This is a genomic window from Erythrobacter sp. SG61-1L (genome assembly GCF_001305965.1).
GTDB lineage: Bacteria > Pseudomonadota > Alphaproteobacteria > Sphingomonadales > Sphingomonadaceae > Andeanibacterium.
The window spans coordinates 1,402,724-1,419,390 of the sequence record NZ_JXQC01000003.1; the positions used below are offsets into that span (position 1 = coordinate 1,402,724).

Consider the following 16,667-nt stretch of genomic DNA (forward strand, 5'->3'; position numbering starts at 1 on the left):
TGCCGTGAGCGGAGCAGTCGCAGCTTGCCTGCTGGTGGCGCAGCCTGCGCTGACGCAGGATATTCCCCCGATCGAAGCCTATGGCGAGCTGCCTTCAGTGGAAACCGCAGCAATTTCCGCAAGCGGGGAACGCATCGCAATCGTCACCACCTATGGTCATGAGCGACTTCTGCTGATCGTCGATTCCTCGATGAACCTGCTGCGCCAGGTCAGAGTGCAGGACGCCAAGCTGCGCGATCTCGAATGGGTCGGCGACGAAGCGGTTCTGGTCGTCACCAGCGAAACGGAAGACCTACCCATCGGGTACACGACCGATTCCTATGAAGCCTTCAGTGCCATCACCGTGCCGGTGGACAGCAAGAAGGAAATTCAGGTGGTCTTTGCCGGAAACAGGGGTGTCGTCACCTCGATTTTCGGGAATTACGGCGTCCGCAAGGTGGACGGGCAGTGGCGCGGCTATTTCGGCGGGATCCAGCTTGCGCGTTCGCTCGATCTCGGATTCGTGCTTTCGGGCACGGATATCTCGCTGATGGAAGTCGATCTGCTCAAGAACTCCGCCCGCAAGGCGGCCAGCCCTCCATCGACCGACGTGTCGCGCGAATGGCTGGTCGATGCCGGCGGCAAGGTGGCGGCACGCTTCGACCTGCAGAGCGACACCGGGCGGTGGCAATTGTTCGGCAGTGGCGGAAAAGCGCTGGCCAGCGGTCTTCAGCCAGAAGGTTACGCTGGCCTGATCGGCCTCAGCTTTGACGGCAAGGGCGTGATCTACAGCGTCAGGAAAGATGGCCAGACAGTCTGGTACGAACGAAAGCTGGACGGCAGCGGTGAGCCCAAGGAAGTGTTCGAGGATGTCGGGGTCAGGATGACCTATTTCGACCGGCATAGCCCGCGTATCCTCGGCATTTTGCCGCGCGGCTCCGGCCAGAAGCCCGAATTCTTCGACCCCGTCTGGAACGAGCGCGCCCAGAAAGTCGCCCGTGCCTTTTCCAAATTCGATTTCTCGATCGAAGGCTGGAATGACACCTTCACTCAGGTGCTGGTGCGCACCAGCGGCACTGGAGACAGCGGCACCTGGTATCTGGTGGACATCGATCAACTCCGCGCCGAAGCCATCGGCCGTGAACGCCCCGCTATCGGGTCAGACCAGGTCGGCCCCGTATCGGTCTTCGCTTACAAGGCTCAGGACGGGCTGGAGATGGACGGCATCCTGACGGTCCCACCGGGACGTGAGGCGAAATCATTGCCGGTGGTAGTCTTCCCTCACGGCGGGCCCGCAGGCTTCGACCGCGCTGAATTCGACTGGTGGGCGCAGGCCTTCGCATCACGCGGCTATGCTGTGTTCCAGCCCAACTTCCGAGGATCGACCCATAGGGAGGCCGCCTTCCGCAATGCCGGTTATGGCGAATGGGGCCGCAAGATGCAGACCGACCTTTCGGACGGGCTGGCCTCATTGGCCAACGCAGGCATCGTCGATCCTAAGCGCGCCTGCATCATGGGGGCCAGCTATGGCGGCTACGCCGCGCTGGCTGGCGTTACGGTGCAGAACGGGCTTTATCGTTGCGCCGTATCGGTGGCCGGCGTTTCCGACCCCAGGCAGATGTACAACACCGAAGTGCGCGAGAGCGGAAACAGCAATGTCCTGCGCGAAGCGCTGAAGATGGAACTGGGTAGCAAATCCGATCTCGATCAGGTCTCTCCCCGCCGCCTTGCGGGCAAGGCCGATGCGCCGATCCTGCTGATCCATGGCCGTGACGACACAGTGGTCGCCTTCGAACAGAGCACGAAAATGGCCGACGCCCTGAAAGACGCTGGCAAGCCGTACAAGTTCGTCCAACTGGCGGGGGAGGATCACTGGCTGTCCCGTTCGGAAACCCGCAAGCAGATGCTGGCGGAAGCCCTGGCATTCGTGCAGGAACACAACCCGGCGAATTGACCGGGAGAGGAAAGGCAATGGAAGCCGCCGATATTCTCGCAAATGTGCGGGAACTGACGCCCGCCATCATGGAGCGATCGGGCGAGATCGAGCAATTGCGCCGCTTGCCCGGCGACCTGGTGGCGCAGTTGAGGCAGGCTGGCGTGTTCCGCATGGCCCGTTCCCGCGCCAAGGGCGGCCCGCAGATGAGCCTGCCGCAACAGCTGCGCGTGATCGAGGAACTGGCCTATGCCGATTCATCGGTCGGCTGGTGCGTGAAGATCGGGGCGGATAGCGGGTTGATCGCCGAATATCTCCCGCCCGATATTTCCGCCGAATTACTGCCCTCCCCGGATTCAATCACCGCAGGCCAGTTCACGGCCGGGCGCGGCAGACTGGACCGGGTGGACGGCGGCTATCTGCTGACCGGACGATTCCCTTTCGGCAGCATTTCCGGCCATGCCGACGTGATCATGAGCGGAGCCATCGTTCATGTGGATGGCGCGCCCGCCATCGGGCCAAACGGAATGCCCGAGACCCGGCTCGCCTTCGCGCCTGCCGGTGAATATGTGCTGGAAGATACCTGGCACACGCATGGCCTGCGCGGCACGGGCAGCAACCATTATCGGGCAGAAGGCATCTTCATTCCCGAAGGCCAGGCCATGCTGATCGACGATGCGCTGTTCGCCGGGCGCGAGACGCTCTATTCCTCCGGCTTCAACTGGGTGACGACCATGGCAGCCGTGCCGCTGGGCGTCATGCGCCGGGCGATGGATGAAACGAAGGCACTGATAGGCCAGCGAATGGGTGGCGTTCCGCCTCGACCGATGGCGGAACTGACCCATGTGCGCGAAGCCATCGCACAGGCCGAGATGGCGCGCGCTTCCGCCGAAGCCTTCCTCTATTCCGCCGCCGACGCTTTCTGGTCAGAGCTGGAGCGCGGCGCCCCTTCAGTCGAGACAAAGGGGCGGCTGGCGCTATCCAACGTCAATGCCTGCCGCACAAGTGCGGATGTCACGCGGATGCTGTTCGACCTGATCGGCGCGAATGTAATCTTCGAAGGTTCGGTGATCGAACGGTTGACCCGCGATGCGCTGACCCTGCGCCAGCACATGATCGTCTCACCTGCCCATCTGGAGCATTACGGGGCGATGATACTGGGCAAGCCTCACCCCTCACCGCTCTACTGAGCTTGGACCGGTGCTCAGGCCACCTGGGCCTGATCGGCTCCGTTGGGCAGTTCGACGCCCGGCTTGGCTTTGCCGAAGAGATAGCCCTGCCCTTGCCCGCAGCCTTCTTCGCGCAGGCAGGCCAGCACGTCCTCGCGCTCCACGCCTTCGGCCGTCACAGTCAGGCCCAGCGAGCGGCCAAGGCTGATGATGGCCCGCACCACGGCGCGCGATTCCGGCTCTTTCGCCAGTTGCAGCACGAAGCTCTTGTCGATCTTGATCTTGGTGAAAGGGTAATGGAGCAGATAGCTGAGCGAGCTGTAGCCCGTACCGAAATCGTCCATCGAAATGCCGATACCCATCTCGCGAATGCGCTTGATGAGCGTGGAGGTCTGCTCGCCCTGTTCGATCAGCACGGCCTCGGTGATTTCCAGTTCCAGCCGCGAAGGTTCGAGGCCTGACCAGGCGAGCGCTTGTAGTACGGAATTGAGCAGATGACCGTTGCGGAACTGCAGCGGCGAGACATTCACTGCCAGCTTGTGGTGCGAAGGCCATTTGGCCGCTTCGACGCACGCGGTGCGCAGCACCTGCTGGCCGACAATGTCGATCAGGCCCATTTCCTCGGCCAGCGGGATGAAGATTTCCGGCGAGACGGAACCGCGCTCGGCATGGTTCCAGCGCAACAGCGCCTCATAGCCGTCGACCTCTTCGGTATCGAGGTCGATCAGCGGCTGGTAATAGACTTCCAACTCGCCCTTCAGCACCGCGTCGCGGAAATCGTTTTCCAGCCGGGTGCGTTCCTGCGCGGCAATATCCATTGCCGGTTCGAACTGGCGCACCGTGCCGCGCGCACCGGATTTGGCCGCATAAAGCGCCAGATCGGCATAACGCTGCAAAGTCTCGGCATCGCAACTATCACGCGGGGCGCAGGCAAGACCGATGGTCGCGCCAATGCGCAGCACATTCTCGCCGATGAAGAAGGCCTTGGAAATCTCCGCAATGATCGTGCGGCAGGTTTCCATCACCACTTCTTCAGACAGACCGGGGAACAGGATCGCGAATTCATCGCCGCCCAGCCGGCAAAGAAGCGCCCCTTCGGGCACAAGGCCCGACATGCGCCGCGCCGCTTCTGCCAGCAGAGCATCGCCCGGCTGGTGGCCATAGGTATCGTTGACATCCTTGAAATGGTCGAGATCGACCATCGCCAGGGTGAACCAGTTTTCTTCCGTCGCGGTTGCGAGATGGGAATTCAGATATTCGCGGCACTGCACGCGATTGGCCAGCCCGGTAAGCTCATCATGCCGGGCCATATAGGCCATGCGCGCCTCCGCCCGGCGGCGCTCCGTAACGTCGAAGACCGACAGGATCGTCGCTGCGCCGTCCCCCAGCATGGTCTGGCGCGTGAACAGCACGGATTCCAGCCGCGATCCGTCTGCCGCATATTGCTGCCAGAAGCGGTCCTTTTCCGAATGTTCGGCCACCAGCATCTCGCGCGCGGCGGCCCATTCATCCGCCGCAAACAGGCGTTCAGCCGGAAGCCCGGCAAATGCCTTGCGGTCATAGCCGAAATGGCAGGCCGCCGCGTCATTGGCGCGCAGGATCGTCTCGGTCCGCGGATCATAGACCAGCAGCGGTACGGGATTATCCTCGAACAGCAGGCGGAAACCCTGTTCGCGCCGCTTCATGTCGGTCACATCCACACGCAGGCCGATCGTGCCGCCGTCGGCGGTGCGGCGTTCCTCGATCAGGATCGTCTGTCCGCTGGAAAGGCACTGTTCATGGCGAGTGCCTGCACCGGGATTCTCGATCAGGTCGAGACGGTCGGCAATCCACTCTTCTTCGCGGCCCAAAGCCTCGGGATAGTCGCCGCGCTGCACGCCGATCCGCAAGGTGTCTGCAAGCCGCGCGCCTTCCTTCAGAAGGTCAGCCGATTTCGCGTAGATCTTGGCGTATTCCTGATTCCACAGGATGTAGCGGCCATCCGCATCGAGGAACACGATCCCCTCAGGCAGGACGTCAATCGCTTCCCGCAGGCGCTTTTCGGCAAGAGCAGCAGCTTCCTTGGCCGCCCGCAAAGCCTCGCGTTCGTCCACAAGGCCCGAAGCCCCAGCCGAAAACCCATCCTTTACGCCGTGCATTGTCCGCCTCTTCGCAACCCGTGCGCTTTGGCGGGATTGTTACCCGTTTAACGGTTAATAATTTGTGCAACGCACAAGAAGCGAAGCGGGCTTTTTCAGCAGGATAAGGGACAATCCTGAGGGATCAGACCAGTCCGGCATGCTCCAGCGCCGCGTCCACCGCCTTGCGTGCTTCCGCACTGCATGGAACGATCGGCAGACGCACACTGTCATTCAGGAAATCGTGAACCCGGCTGAGCGCATACTTGGCCGGCGACGGCGACGCATCGGAGAACATGGCGTAATGCAGCGGATAGAGCTTGTCGTTCAGCTCGCGCGCCTTCTGCAGGTCATTCGCGGCAATCGCAGCCTGAAAGTCGGCGCACAGGCGCGGTGCGACATTGGCGGTCACCGAAATGCAGCCCACCCCGCCTGCCGCACTGTGCGACAGCCACAGCTCGTCATCGCCGCAAAGCTGGACGAAACCGTTGCCCTTGATGCCCATGCGGTGATCGGTCACGCGCGAAAGGTCGCCGCTGGCATCCTTGATGCCCACCATCCGCTCGGGATAGCGGTTCACCAGTTCGCACACGGTTTCCGGCTTGAGGTCGGTCACGGTGCGGCCCGGCACGTTATAGAGGATGATTGGCAGATCGCTGTTTTCAGCAAGGTAGCTGTAATGCGCGATCAGGCCCGCCTGGCTCGGCCGGTTATAGTAAGGCGCAACGCACAGGCCCGCCTTTGCGCCGCACTTCTTGGAAAAATTCATGTGCAGCAGCGCGTTCTTGGTGTCGTTGCTGCCGCAGCCGGCAATCACGGGAACGCGGCCGGCGGCCTGTTCCACGCAGACTTCAATCACGCGGTGATGCTCTGCGTTGGATAGAGTGGAGGCTTCGCCCGTCGTCCCGCAAGGAACAAGGCCGGAAGAACCGTTCTCGATCTGCCAGTCGACGAGGCGACGGAAACCCTCTTCATCGAACGACCCGTCGCGGAATGGGGTCACCAGGGCCGGGATGGAACCGGAAAACATCGACTTCGCCTCTCGTCTTGCCCAATTTTCTTAATCGGGTACCGTCTGGCGACCATGCCAGGGGATTCACGTTCAGCGCCTGATAAGGAGGCAATGCCCACGATGTCCAGCATGCTTCGCATGTCCTCCATCGCACTGCTCGCAAGTTCTTTCCTCAGCGCGTCTGCGCCTGTGGCCGCGGAAGACGCTGCCGACTGGGATCGCGCCCGCGCCCAGCTTGTCGCCACGCAGCCCGGCCCGATGGCCCAGGCGATTGACCGTTGGCAGCAGCTGACTGCCAGTTCGCGCTTCACATTCGATGATTATGCCGGCTTCATCCTCACCAATCCGGGCTTCCCGGATGAAGGCAAGCTGCGCTCCTATGCGGAAGCCAAACTGGCCACCGATCCGGTCGACCAGTCCCGCCTGATCGCCTTTTTCGACCGCTATCCACCCCAGACCAATCCGGCGCGTGCGCAATATGCTCTGGCGCTTAATGCTGCCGGGCGGGGCGAAGCGGCGGAGGCGGCGCGCGCGGCATGGCGCGGCGGTTCGATGAGCCAGCTTGCCGAAACGACTCTCGCCGCGATCTATGGCGCGCGATTCACCGCGCAGGATCAGGACGCGCGCATGGATGCGCTGTTGTGGGCGCGGGACACCGATGCCGCCGCGCGGCAACTGGGCCGCACCTCCCCCTCCCGGCAGGCGGTTTTCCGCGCCCGGCTCACCGCCGCACAAGGCATCGATCCGAGTGCGTTCGACCTGCCCGGCGGGCGGATCGAGGCGCTGAAAGACCCTGGCTATGTGTTCAATGTGGTGCGCCAGCTGCGCAAGGGCGGACGCACGCCCGATGCAGTGAACCTGCTTGCCACGCGGCCAATGCTCGCCACGCTCCCGCTGGACCGGGATGCTTGGGTGGAAGAGCTGTTGACGACGGCAAAGGCCGGCGGTGCCCGCGCTGCCCAACGCATCGCTGCCTCCATCGATGACGGTTTTGCGCCTGGCGAGGATATCTCCGACCTCTCCTATGGCCTGCGTGACGATTACACCTCGCTGATGTGGCTTGGCGGAACAAAGGCGCTGTGGGAGCTGAACGAGCCTGCCAGCGCCGCCCCGCTGTTCTACCGCTATGGCGCGGCTGCCCGCACGCCCTACACCCGCTCGAAAGGGTTCTACTGGGCCGGACTATCCGCCACTCGTGCGGGCGATACAGCATCCGCAAAGCGCTATTTCGAACAGGCCGCGATCTATCCCGACAGGTTCTATGGCATGCTGGCGCGTGAAAGGCTGGGCCTGCCCATGCCTGACCTTACTCAGGGTCCGCTGCTGAATGCCGACCCGTCAAAACGCGCCGAGTTCCTTTCCCGGCCACTGACCCGTGCCGTGCGCGAAGTGGCGCGCGATGCGCCATGGTCGGTCGGCATCCGCTTCTACCGCGCGATTGCCGGGCAGGCGGAAAGCCGGGAAGATCTGCTACTGGTGGCAGAACTTGCACGCGACATCGGCCGGCGCGATCTGGCAGTGATCCTTGGGGACGAGGCAGCCGCACGCGGCAACTCCGATTTCACGGCCCTCGCCTTCCCCACAGTTCCCACGCCCGCGGCAACCGACTGGACGATGATCCACGCGATCAGCCGGCAGGAAAGCCAGTTCGCCCAGAACGCGGTCAGCCATGCCGGTGCACGTGGGCTGATGCAGCTCATGCCGGGCACCGCGCGCGAACAGGCGGGCAAGCTGGGGATCGAATATCTCTCCGCCTCGCTGGTCGATAATCCTGAATATAATCTCCGCCTTGGCGAAGGATATATCCGCCGCATGCTGGATTATTACGGCGGCAGCTATCCCTTGGCGGTTGCGGCCTATAATGCCGGTCCGGGCAATGTGAACAAATGGCTCAAGGCCAATGGCGATCCGCGCACCGGTTCCATCAGCTGGATCGACTGGATCGAGAAAATCCCGATCTACGAGACCAAGAACTATGTCCAGCGCGTGCTGGAAAACGCAGTGGTCTACGAAGCGATGAATCCCGGCAAGGCCAGCCTTGGCCGCCCGCGCGGGATCAGCCAGTTTCTGGGCAAATCGACTCCGGGCTGAACGCGGCGGGAAGCACAGCCCGTCTCTCAGCTTTTGCGACGAACCGTTTGATTTCCGGGCAAACGGAGCTGTTAGCGCGGCAGGTTACAGAGACATCGCCGGGGCAATCGCATATTATTTGATCGTGACCGGGGTGCTTTAACCAGTTCCATCAGGCCACGATAAACCAGCCCCTGCGAGGGTCTGACAAGCGGCACGAAAGCCGCAAAATGCACGATTTTTCGGAAGAGGTAAGCACCGCTGCCCGCGGGGCAGCGCGGCTGCGCGTGATCGGCTTAGCCAGAAGGAGGCTGCGATGAGCAGAATGAAAATCGCGGGATTGTCACTCGGGTTGGCAGCCACGCTCGCCTTATCGGCGCAACCGGCCATGGCTGCGCCGCAAACGAGGTCGGCCGCATCCCTTCCCAGCCGGCCCTATGTCTCCACTCAGAGCTTTGGTTCCGTGGGGCGTCAGCCTGCCGTGATCGGCGGCAATCAAGGCCGCCAGGGATCAGGCCTGTTCGGCGGCGGGATGGGCAACGGTTTTGGTGGCGGCGGCTTTTTCCCCCTTCCACTTCCCCAACGGCTTATCGACCGGCTGGAGAACTTCTTCCTGCGCGCCGGGATCGACAATCCCGGCCTGTGTCGGGTGTTCGATTTCAGCTTCTGCGACGATAATGACAGCCCCGGCTGATCGACGCTGATCTGCAGGGCCGGGCTTGGATGGAAGGTGTGACCTGGGCTAAGGCCCGGCCAATGGACCCGCGCACCAATCCAATCACTCCGTCCGGCCTTGCAGCACTCAAGGCGCGTTACGACCACCTGCTGGGCACCGAACGGCCCGCCATCGTGGAGATCGTGAGCTGGGCCGCCGGCAATGGCGACCGCAGTGAAAATGGCGATTACCTTTATGGCCGCAAGCGGATGCGCGAGATCGACCGCGAACTGGCTTTCCTCGCTCGGCGGATGAAATCCTCGCGGGTGATCGAACCTTCCGAACAATCGGATAAAAGCCGCGCCTGGTTCGGCGCGACCGTCACCATTGCCGATGAGGATGACGAGGAACGTACGTTGACGTTGGTCGGCGATGACGAGCAAGACCCCTCCGCCGGAAAGATCGGGTGGAGCGCCCCCATCGCCCGCGCCCTGCGCGGCGCTTCCGTGGGCGATTTGCGCCGCGTGCGCCTGCCGGGCGGGGAAAAGGAATGGGAAGTGGTGGAGATTTCCTATCCCGAAGAAAGGGCGGCCTGACCATGGCCGAGATCGTCAATCTGCGCATGGCCCGCAAGGCCAAGGCGCGCACGGGGAAGGCCGATCAGGCCGCAGCCAATCGCGCGAAATTCGGCCAGACCAAGGCGGAGAAATCCATTCAGCGCGATGAAGCGGAACGAGCCGGGCGAGCGCTGGACGGCGCAAAGCTGGAGCGCGACTGATGCGTACCACTTATGAAGAGGCGACCGTTCGCCTCTATCACCTGAGCGACGCCATGGAAGGCGGCGCGGCGGAAACCCTGTTCTACGGCCCGCTGGCAGAAGCCATGCGCATCGCCGCCGCTCAACCCGAAGAAGTGCAGGAGGGCCTGTTCATCGCCACGGATAACGATGTGGTGGCTTGGCTGGACCTGATCGAGGGATAGGGCATCCGCTGAAGTCACTTGCGGCTGCAAGGTCATATTCTGACACCGGCTTGTCGGGCACGGCTACGCCTAGCTAAAGCCTGCCAGTCGTAAATACAGCAACATTGCGGGCTTTCTCACAGCGTGGCATGCCGCTTCACCGTGAGGATGAATACGCAATGCAGGCAATTAAGTTTGACAAGCCAGCTGTGGGATATGCCGCGCTGCCCGATCCGGCCAACTTTGAAACCTTTGTACCGTTCTTGAACGGTGTGTTCAGCCAATGGCATTTTACGCCTTTCAACCTTCATGATCAGTCCTTCGTTACTGCTGAGCAATGGATGATGTTCGCGAAAGCAAATCTGTTTGGCGATCTGGAGATTGCTCAACAAATTCTGGCGAGCCCCGATCCGAGCACGCAAAAACGATTGGGTCAGATGGTTTCAGGCTTCCAGCACGAGAAGTGGAACGAGTGGAAGATCGATATCGTCTATCGTGGGAACATAGCGAAGTTTGGCCAGAATGCAGGAGCACTCAGGCAACTTCGAAATACCGGTAAGGCGATGTTGGTTGAGGCAAACCCACGGGATTGGATCTGGGGTGTTGGCCGCGAGGTCAATGATCCGCTTGGGCACTCTCCCGACCGATGGCGAGGCCAAAACCTCTTGGGGCTGATCCTGACCAAGGTACGGGATGATCTTTTCGCAGCGCCTGCTTAGGATGTACGCCAACCACTCTAGAGCTTAGGATGGATGCTGAAACGAGTTCAGCATGACGGGTTGGGAAGATCGCAGATTCTCGTTCCATTTCCGCCAAAGCGCTAAGAATCCCTGCTCCCTGGCGTTCGACAAGCTAAGGACGAACGTAGTGGAAGGGGGAAGAGAGCGCTGCCCTCCCCCCCCTCGTATCACTCACCCGTCCGTTTCATCAGCCGCAACTGGCTTGGCTGCGCCTTTCGTCTTGGCCGGCTTCACTTCCGAAGCCACGACCGCTGTGCGGCTGGCCGGAACAGGCACTTCCGCCTCTGCCGGTCCCTTCACCAGTCCATTCAGCGAACTGCCATCCAGCCCGAGTTCCTTCATCAGCCCGTCCAGCACCGGGGCCTGCGCGCGATAGGCGAGTGCGGCGGCGACTGCGTCATTCGCCAGATTTCCGCTGCCGCCGCCCGCCGCAGGGGCTGCCGTGCTGCTACCCCCGGCCTTCTGGGTAAGCCCGTCCACCTGCACGATCTTGATCGATTCGATGGCTTCCATCGGCTTGGCGCTTTCGCGCACCAGCTCGGGCAGAACCTTGAGCAGGGCGAGCTTGGTCTGGAGCGAAATCTGATCCATCGAGAGCAGATTGGCCGCTTCGTTCACGGCGCGCTGGCCCGCTGCCTCCACTTCGAACCGCACCCGGTCCGCCTCGGCGCGCAGCTTTTCGGCATCGGCCTGACCTTCCGCCTCGCGGCGCAGGGCCTCGGCGCGGTTGGTTGCGGCATCGCGTTCCGCCTCGGCCTGCACCTTGATGCGGATCGCCTCGCGCTCGGCCGCCTTGGCCGCCTCGATCAGTTCGATGCGCTTGTCACGCTCGGCCACTTCGGTCTCGCGCGCGGTCACCACGCCTTCTTCGGCGGCAACGGCCTTGGCACGAGCTTCGTCCGCCTCGGCGCGGGCCTGGCTTTCCTCGCGGCTCTTGTTCTGGACCGCGATCTGCTGTTCCTGCCGCGCGATTTCGAGCGCCTGGGTCTGAGCGATACGGGATTGTTCGACCGAGCGATCGGCATCGATCTGGTTGGAATCGATCGCACGCTTGGCCTCGATCCGCGCGGCTTCCGCTTCCTGATTGCGCTCGGCCTGCTGGCGGGCGATTTCCGCCGCCTGTTCGGCGCGGCGCATTTCCACTTCGCGTTCCTGCTCCAGCCGGGCAAATTCATTGTCGCGGCTGATCTCGAAACTGCGCTTGGCCGCTTCCAGATTCTTCGTCTCGATCTGAACGCGCGTATCCTGCTCGATGTCGTTACGGGCCTTCTTGCGCAGTTCGATCTGCTCGGTCAGCTTGGTCAGACCCTCGGCGTCAAAAGCGTTATTGGCGTTGAAATGCTCGATGCTCGTCTGGTCGAGGCCGGTGAGCGAGACCGATTCCAGTTCCAGACCGTTCATGGCCAGATCGTTGGAAGAAACCTGCTGCACCTTCTGCACGAATTCCGCCCGCTGTTCGTGCAATTCGTTCATCGTCATGCCTGCCGCGACCGAGCGCAGAGCGTCGACGAACTTGCCTTCCACCAGATCCTTCAGCGCATCCGGGATCATGGTGCGCTGGCCCAAGGTCTGTGCGGCCATGGCGATGGAACCGGCATCCGGGCGCACGCGGACATAGAATTCCGCCTTCACGTCGATCCGCAGGCGGTCGAGCGTGATCAGCGCGTCCTGGTTCTTGCGTTCCACCGCCAGCCGCACGGTGTTCATGTTCACCGGCATGGTTTCATGCAGCACGGGCAGCACCAGCGCGCCGCCATTCATGATCACCTTTTCCCCGCCAAAGCCCGTGCGCACGAAGCTCACTTCCTTGGTGGCGCGGCGATACAGCTTGGTGATCGTCAGGCCGATGATGAGGACGACGAGAAAGCCCGATCCTCCCCAGATGCCGACTTCGATCAGATTATCCATCCCAATACTCCCGTAATTCAGTCGGCAGGCGCCAGCCGGCGATCCTGCAAGGCTATGCCGTAAAATGTTTCACCCTCGCGGCGGACGAGCAGCACTTCCTCGCCCTCCCCGATCTCGGCGCCATCTTCGTGGGGAACGACCATCACGTGATGGGGATGATCGTGAATGTCGCGCACCTGCGCGCGGGCAGGCGAACCGGCCCGCGACTTGCCGGTGACGATCCGGGCACGGCGACCCACGAGGCTGTCCAGAGTGACGGCGCTCGTCTCGTCACGCGGAAGGATCCGGGCGAGCGGGCGCGAGACCAGTCCGGTTACCGGCAATGCGGGCACCACGGTAAGGGCCGCGGCCAGCCAGCGGTCCAGCGGTGCGCCCAGCAGGCCCTGCGCCAGCGACTGGATGCCAACACCCAGCCCCGCGAACAGGAACAGGAAGAGCGCCAGCCAGACAGTGAACGGCACCCGGCCGATCCCGAACAGCGACAGCAGCCCTTCGACAAAGCCGAGATCGCCGTCGCCATCCAGATCGGCGTCGAAGCCCGCCTCGCTGTCGAAATCCAGCGCGCCGAACAGCTGCGCCAGCGCCAGCAGCAGCATTACCGCCAGTGCCGCCATGAATGGCAGATTGTGGTCTGCAAGTAGGTTCATGCCGAACCCCTCGCCGCAAATCCGGACATTTCCCCCCTCCGAATCGTCACCCCGAGCGGGCGGCTGGCGGCATTGAACCGGCACGGGGGCGAAGAATCCAGCATAACCGGATGAGCCGCCGCCGAATTCCGTACCGATACGGATAAGTCCTTATCGCCCCGCACCTTGCCGCAGGAACCGCATTGCCGCCTGCCCTCCGGATGGTAGGAAGCGGCCATGCGCTTGCGATTGCCTGTCCTTCTGCCCGCCCTTGCCGCTGGCCTGCTTGCCGCCCCTCTGGCGGCGAAGGACAGCCTTGGCGTGTTTTCCGATTGGGGCGCCTTTCGCGATCCGCAGACCCCGCGCTGCTATGCCATCGCCATGGCCCTGAACTCAGGCGCAGCACATGATTACCAGCCCTTCGCCAGCGTCGGCACATGGCCGAAGCGGCAGTTGCGCAACCAGATCCATTTCCGCCTGTCCCGCAATGTCAGCCCGGCGAGCAAGATCGTGCTGACGGTGGGCCGGGGCACCGCTTTCGAGCTTACCGGCGGCGGCGGGGATGCCTGGGCACAGGATCGCAAGATGGATGCCGCTATCATCGCCGCCATGCGCTCTGCCGGGGGGATGACGCTGACCGCGCGCGATCGCAACGGAGCCAGCTTTACGGACCGCTATAGCCTGTCGGGAGCAGCCACCGCGATGGATGCGGCCACCGTGGGCTGCGCGAAACTGCGTTAGGCCGCTTTCGCCCGACCATGCGAAACGGGCCGGGATTGCTCCCGGCCCGCGGCATGTGCGCTTCCGTGCTGATCCGAAATATCAGAAGCGCACGCCAAGGCCCGCAACAACCTGATGCCGGTCGAGATCGACATCGAAGCGATCGCTCTCCAGTCCGCTCGGAGCCTCGGCCTCGCCTTTCGCGTAATTGGAATAACGATATTCGCCCTTGAGGAAGACGTTCTTCGTCAGGGCGAATTCCGCGCCTGCGCCAAGGCGCCAGCCGTCCAGATCCACGTCGGTTTCCGTGTCCGTCGTATTGTCGGTGGCGAGGACATTGAAGCGGGTATTGGTGTAGCCGCCCTTGGCATAGACCATGGCCGAAGGCCCGATGGGCACACCCACGCGGACGCCTGCATAAAGGTCTCGCCCGGCATCGGCATTGGCCACGCCGAAGCCCGAGAAGGCCGCCGTGTCATATTCGGTGCTGGCCTGCGATTCCATCCACTCGCCTTCGACGCCCAGGATCACGCCGCCGGCATTGAAATCATAGCCTACGCCGACACCGTAGGTAACGTCGTCGATCGACTGGTCGAGATCGTCGGCATTATCGATATCCTCGGTGCTGCCGGGCCGCACGCTGTCATAACCGACCAGACCTTCGAGGCGGAATCCGGTGAAGGCATCGGTCTGTTCCTGGGCGGCGGCAGGGGCGGCAATCGCCGCTGCGGTGCCGGTAGCGATGAGGAAAAACGTCTTCTTCATGGGTTCACTCCCTTGCTTTTCACGCGGCGGGTCTGCCGCGCTTCTTGTTGGGTGAGACCGAAAATGCCCTCGCCAGATGAACCTGAGGCAACAAAATTATTGTTGTAATTCAGCCACATCGTCCTGTGGTTGAACTGTGCTTCTCAGGCGGCGAGATGCCCGGAACGCCCTGCCGCCAGCGCCCTTTGCGCGCGACGAAACTCCCCCTATATGCGGCGCATTGTGACAGACACTCCGCTTATCCCGATCCCCGGTCAGTTTGACCCGGTTCCCGTCGCGCGCGACATCACGCCGCGCGAGGATGGCCGTATCGACCTGATCGGCTTGCCCAAGGCCCGCATTGCCGAACTCTTCGCCGAGGCCGGACTCGATGCGAAACAGGCAAAGCTGCGCGCCAAGCAGGTATTCCACTGGCTCTACCATCGCGGTGTGACCGAGTTCGAGGCGATGACCGACATCGCCAAGACCATGCGCCCCTGGCTGACCGAGCGGTTCGTGATCGGCCGTCCGCAGATCGTGGAAGCCCAGCATTCGACCGACGGCACCCGCAAATGGCTGTTGCGCACGGCGGACGGGCACGATTTCGAAATGGTGTTCATCCCCGATGCGGATCGCGGCACTCTGTGCGTATCCAGCCAGGTGGGCTGCACGCTCAATTGCCGCTTCTGCCACACCGGCACCATGCGGCTGGTGCGCAACCTCACGCCGGGCGAGATCGTGGGTCAGGTCATGCTGGCGCGCGATGCGCTGGGCGAATGGCCCAAGGGTGCGAACGACCTGCGCATGGCCACCATGGCCGGCCTCGATTATGACGAGGACAGCGACGAAGGCGAAAGCAGCTACACCTCCGACGGGCGCCTGCTGACCAACATCGTGATGATGGGCATGGGCGAGCCGCTGTATAATTTCGATAATGTGCGTGATGCGCTGCGTCTGGTGATGGATGGCGACGGGCTGGCCCTGTCCAAGCGCCGCATCACCCTTTCCACCAGCGGCGTGGTGCCGATGATGGAACGCTGCGGCGAGGAAATCGGCGTGAACCTTGCCGTCTCGCTCCATGCGGTAAGCAAGGAAATCCGCGACGAAATCGTGCCGATCAATCGCAAATACGGGATCGAGGAACTGCTGCAGGCCTGTTCCGACTATCCCGGCGCTTCCAATGCCCGGCGCATCACCTTTGAATATGTGATGCTGAAGGACAAGAACGACAGCGACGAAGACGCGCATGAACTGGTGCGCCTCATCAAGCAGTATAAGCTGCCCGCCAAGGTGAACCTGATCCCGTTCAACCCCTGGCCGGGCGCGCCCTATGAATGTTCCTCGCCGGAACGGGTGCGGGCCTTTTCCAACATCGTATTCGAAGCGGGCATTTCCGCCCCCGTGCGCACGCCGCGCGGGCGCGACATCGATGCCGCCTGCGGTCAGCTGAAAACCGCCGCCGAGAAGAAGAGCCGCGCCGAACTGGACCGGCTCGCGGCGGAAAAACAGGCCGCACTGGAAGCGGATTTTCCGCAAGGATAATCGTCATTGCGAGGGCCAGCGGCCCGAAGCAATCCAGGGCCCAACGCGTTACGCTCTGGATTGCTTCGCTACGCTCGCAATGACGAAGTGATCTGAAGTAAAGCTGCCGCTATCTTGCGTGACAGGGCGGAAACCCCGCCCTATCCCTGCGCCATGCCCTATATCTATCTGCTGATCGCCATCGTGGCGGAAGTCATCGCCACAACGCTGCTCAAGGCGGCAGACGGCTTTTCGAAACCCCTGCCAACCATCGGCTCGGTGATCGGCTATGCCATTGCCTTCTATTTCCTGTCGCTCACGCTGCGCACTGTGCCCACAGGGGTCGCCTATGCGATCTGGTCCGGCGTGGGGATCGTGCTGATCACCACCGTGGCATGGCTGCTTCAGGGCCAGAAGCTCGACAGCCCGGCCCTGATCGGCATGGGCCTGATCACAGCCGGCGTCATCGTGATGAACGTGTTTTCGAAAACCGCCGCGCACTGAACCGGCGCA

At 62.6% G+C, this 16,667-nt stretch carries 16 protein-coding genes; 11 read left to right on the forward strand and 5 right to left on the reverse strand.

Annotated features, from left to right (window positions below):
- Positions 1-4 precede the first annotated feature (4 nt).
- Positions 5-1,933: a S9 family peptidase gene (locus tag SZ64_RS07090; RefSeq protein ID WP_241772999.1), complete on the forward strand. Its 1,929-nt coding sequence runs from the start codon at positions 5-7 to the stop codon at positions 1,931-1,933.
- A 17-nt stretch (positions 1,934-1,950) separates the two neighbouring features.
- Entirely contained in the window at positions 1,951-3,102 is a 1,152-nt protein-coding gene (locus tag SZ64_RS07095; protein ID WP_054530174.1) for an acyl-CoA dehydrogenase family protein, read from the forward strand.
- Positions 3,103-3,116: 14 nt separating this feature from the next.
- On the opposite strand, the gene SZ64_RS07100 is transcribed toward SZ64_RS07095, so the two are convergent.
- Together SZ64_RS07100 and dapA are read right to left on the reverse strand one after the other, a co-directional pair.
- On the reverse strand, positions 3,117-5,219 hold the full coding sequence (locus tag SZ64_RS07100) for an EAL domain-containing protein (protein WP_054530175.1): 2,103 nt from the start codon (positions 5,217-5,219) through the stop codon (positions 3,117-3,119).
- 124 nt (positions 5,220-5,343) lie between these two features.
- Positions 5,344-6,228: a 4-hydroxy-tetrahydrodipicolinate synthase gene (gene dapA / locus SZ64_RS07105; RefSeq protein WP_054530176.1), complete on the reverse strand. Its 885-nt coding sequence runs from the start codon at positions 6,226-6,228 to the stop codon at positions 5,344-5,346.
- Positions 6,229-6,330: 102 nt separating this feature from the next.
- On the opposite strand from dapA, the gene SZ64_RS07110 reads away from it, so the two are divergent.
- From SZ64_RS07110 to SZ64_RS07135, 6 genes are all read left to right on the forward strand, one after another.
- Positions 6,331-8,301, forward strand: coding sequence for a lytic transglycosylase domain-containing protein (locus SZ64_RS07110; RefSeq protein ID WP_054530177.1), 1,971 nt, complete (start codon positions 6,331-6,333; stop codon positions 8,299-8,301).
- A 295-nt stretch (positions 8,302-8,596) separates the two neighbouring features.
- The gene (locus tag SZ64_RS07115) at positions 8,597-8,974 is read left to right on the forward strand and encodes a hypothetical protein (RefSeq protein ID WP_156313562.1); all 378 of its coding nucleotides are present in this window, start codon (positions 8,597-8,599) and stop codon (positions 8,972-8,974) included.
- Between the two features lie 62 nt (positions 8,975-9,036).
- Positions 9,037-9,531, forward strand: a complete 495-nt coding sequence (locus SZ64_RS07120; RefSeq protein WP_054530179.1) for a GreA/GreB family elongation factor — start codon at positions 9,037-9,039, stop codon at positions 9,529-9,531.
- Positions 9,532-9,533: 2 nt separating this feature from the next.
- Positions 9,534-9,713, forward strand: coding sequence for a DUF4169 family protein (locus tag SZ64_RS07125; RefSeq protein ID WP_054530180.1), 180 nt, complete (start codon positions 9,534-9,536; stop codon positions 9,711-9,713).
- On the forward strand, positions 9,713-9,916 hold the full coding sequence (locus SZ64_RS07130; RefSeq protein ID WP_054530181.1) for a hypothetical protein: 204 nt from the start codon (positions 9,713-9,715) through the stop codon (positions 9,914-9,916). The genes SZ64_RS07125 and SZ64_RS07130 overlap by 1 nt, the downstream gene beginning before the upstream one ends.
- Before the next feature lie 158 nt (positions 9,917-10,074).
- Positions 10,075-10,614 (forward strand): NADAR family protein, encoded by a 540-nt coding sequence (locus SZ64_RS07135; protein ID WP_082384724.1) that lies wholly within the window; start codon positions 10,075-10,077, stop codon positions 10,612-10,614.
- Between the two features lie 192 nt (positions 10,615-10,806).
- Here the strand turns inward: SZ64_RS07135 and SZ64_RS07140 are convergent, their stop codons facing one another.
- The gene (locus SZ64_RS07140) at positions 10,807-12,543 is read right to left on the reverse strand and encodes a flotillin domain-containing protein (protein ID WP_054530182.1); all 1,737 of its coding nucleotides are present in this window, start codon (positions 12,541-12,543) and stop codon (positions 10,807-10,809) included.
- A gap of 17 nt (positions 12,544-12,560) precedes the next feature.
- Positions 12,561-13,190 (reverse strand): OB-fold-containig protein, encoded by a 630-nt coding sequence (locus SZ64_RS07145; RefSeq protein WP_054530183.1) that lies wholly within the window; start codon positions 13,188-13,190, stop codon positions 12,561-12,563.
- A gap of 216 nt (positions 13,191-13,406) precedes the next feature.
- Here SZ64_RS07145 and SZ64_RS07150 point away from each other — a divergent pair, with 216 nt between their 5' ends.
- Positions 13,407-13,910 (forward strand): hypothetical protein, encoded by a 504-nt coding sequence (locus SZ64_RS07150; RefSeq protein ID WP_054530184.1) that lies wholly within the window; start codon positions 13,407-13,409, stop codon positions 13,908-13,910.
- A gap of 81 nt (positions 13,911-13,991) precedes the next feature.
- Here the strand turns inward: SZ64_RS07150 and SZ64_RS07155 are convergent, their stop codons facing one another.
- The gene (locus SZ64_RS07155) at positions 13,992-14,654 is read right to left on the reverse strand and encodes an outer membrane beta-barrel protein (RefSeq protein WP_054530185.1); all 663 of its coding nucleotides are present in this window, start codon (positions 14,652-14,654) and stop codon (positions 13,992-13,994) included.
- Between the two features lie 210 nt (positions 14,655-14,864).
- Between SZ64_RS07155 and rlmN the strand changes: the two genes are divergently transcribed.
- Complete coding sequence (rlmN, locus tag SZ64_RS07160) at positions 14,865-16,175, forward strand: 23S rRNA (adenine(2503)-C(2))-methyltransferase RlmN (RefSeq protein WP_054530186.1); 1,311 nt, start codon at positions 14,865-14,867, stop codon at positions 16,173-16,175.
- 153 nt (positions 16,176-16,328) lie between these two features.
- On the forward strand, positions 16,329-16,658 hold the full coding sequence (locus SZ64_RS07165) for an SMR family transporter (RefSeq protein ID WP_054530187.1): 330 nt from the start codon (positions 16,329-16,331) through the stop codon (positions 16,656-16,658).
- Positions 16,659-16,667: the final 9 nt, after the last annotated feature.